This is a genomic window from Leisingera sp. F5, assembly GCF_001593695.1.
In genome coordinates this window covers 1-1,600 of sequence record NZ_LUKH01000831.1, presented here as the reverse complement: position 1 = coordinate 1,600, position 1,600 = coordinate 1, and the positions used below count along the sequence as shown (strand labels likewise).

At 61.8% G+C, this 1,600-nt stretch carries 1 protein-coding gene and 1 pseudogene; both read left to right on the top strand.

The window, feature by feature from the left end; translation table 11 throughout:
- Positions 1-575 (top strand): annotated as a pseudogene (locus A2I95_RS36500) (dihydrolipoamide dehydrogenase); the annotation flags it as partial.
- Between the two features lie 15 nt (positions 576-590).
- Positions 591-1,600 (top strand): histidine kinase dimerization/phospho-acceptor domain-containing protein (locus A2I95_RS36495; RefSeq protein ID WP_291737383.1); only part of this gene is annotated, 1,010 nt, incomplete at its 3' end.

Here is a 1,600-nt window from a genome sequence, read left to right as displayed (position 1 = left end):
GCAACGGCATCAAAGTAGACGACAGCCTGCTGACCACCAACAGACAGGTCTATGCCATCGGCGATGTGGCCGGCGGGCTGCAGTTCACCCATGTAGCTGGCTATCACGCAGGCATTATCATCCGCTCGGCGCTGTTCGGCCTGCCGTCCAAGGCCAAGATCAGCCATATCCCCTGGGCCTCCTATACCGACCCGGAACTGGCCCAGGTTGGCCTGACCGAAGCGCAGGCGCGGGATATCTACGGCGTCAAACTGGAGGTGGCCCGGTTCGACTACCATCACAACGACCGCGCCATTGCTGAACGAAAGACCAAAGGTTTTATAAAGGTGATGGTGTTCATGGGCCGTCCCGTGGGGGCCACGATCGCAGGCCATCAGGCGGGCGAATTGATCAGCCTGTGGTCGATGGCGCTGGCCAACCGTCTGAAAATGAGCCAGATTGCAGCCATGGTTGCGCCTTACCCCTCCTTCAGCGAGCTTAACAAACGGGTGGCAGGGGCCTATTTCTCCCCGCGGCTGTTTGAGAGCGGTTTTGTGAAACGCGCAGTGCGCTTTGTTCAGCGCTGGATACCTTGAGGTAAGGGCGGCGGGATGCTCAACACGCTTTCGGGCAGATTTCTGATCCTGACCACGGTCTTTGTGATGCTGGCCGAGGTGCTGATCTTTGTGCCCTCGATTGCGCGGTTCCGCGAGGATTACCTGGCCGACCGGCTGCAGCGGGCGCAGATCGCCTCGCTGGCGCTTCTGGCCGACGACATGCTGGAGACAGAGCTGGAAGCGGAACTTCTGGAGAATGCCGGTGTCTACAACGTTGTTCTGCGCCGGGACGAGATCCGCCAGCTGATGCTGGCCTCGCCGATCCCGCGGCAGATCACCGGCACCTATGATCTGCGCATGGCAGGCGCGATGATGCTGATCAAGGATGCGATGATGCGGCTGATCCGTCGGGAGAATGAGATCATCCGGGTGATCGGCGCGCCGGTGCGCGATGCGGGCCTGCTGATCGAGGTCACCATGGAAACCGCGCCGCTGCGGGCGGCGATGATCGACTACGGGGTGCGGATCCTGATCCTGTCGGCGGTGATCTCCATTTTCACCGCGCTGCTGCTGTTCGTTGCGGTGCGGATTGTGCTGGTGAAACCGATCAAGAGCGTCGTTGGCTATATGCAGCGCTATGCGGCGGCACCGGAAGATGCGCGCGGCATCATCCACCCAAATTCCAGCGTGGTGGAACTGCGCGAGGCCGAAGAGGCGCTGATGCAGTTGCAGACCGAGCTGACACATGCGCTGAAGCAGCGCGAGCGGCTGGCCCAGCTGGGCGGCGCGGTCGCCAAGGTGAGCCATGATCTGCGCAACATCCTGACCTCGGCGCAGCTGTTCACCGACCGTATCGAGATGAGCGAGGACCCCCTGGTTCGCCGGCTGGCTCCGAAGCTGGTGAATTCGATCACCCGTGCGGTTTCCTTATGTGAGGGAACCCTGGCGTTCGGCCGGGCGGAGGAGCCCTCGCCCACCTTTGCAGTGGTTTGCCTGCATGAAATCACTGCGGATATTGCCGAAAGCGAGCTGCTGGCCGCGGACAGCCAGCTGGTCGGGATCGT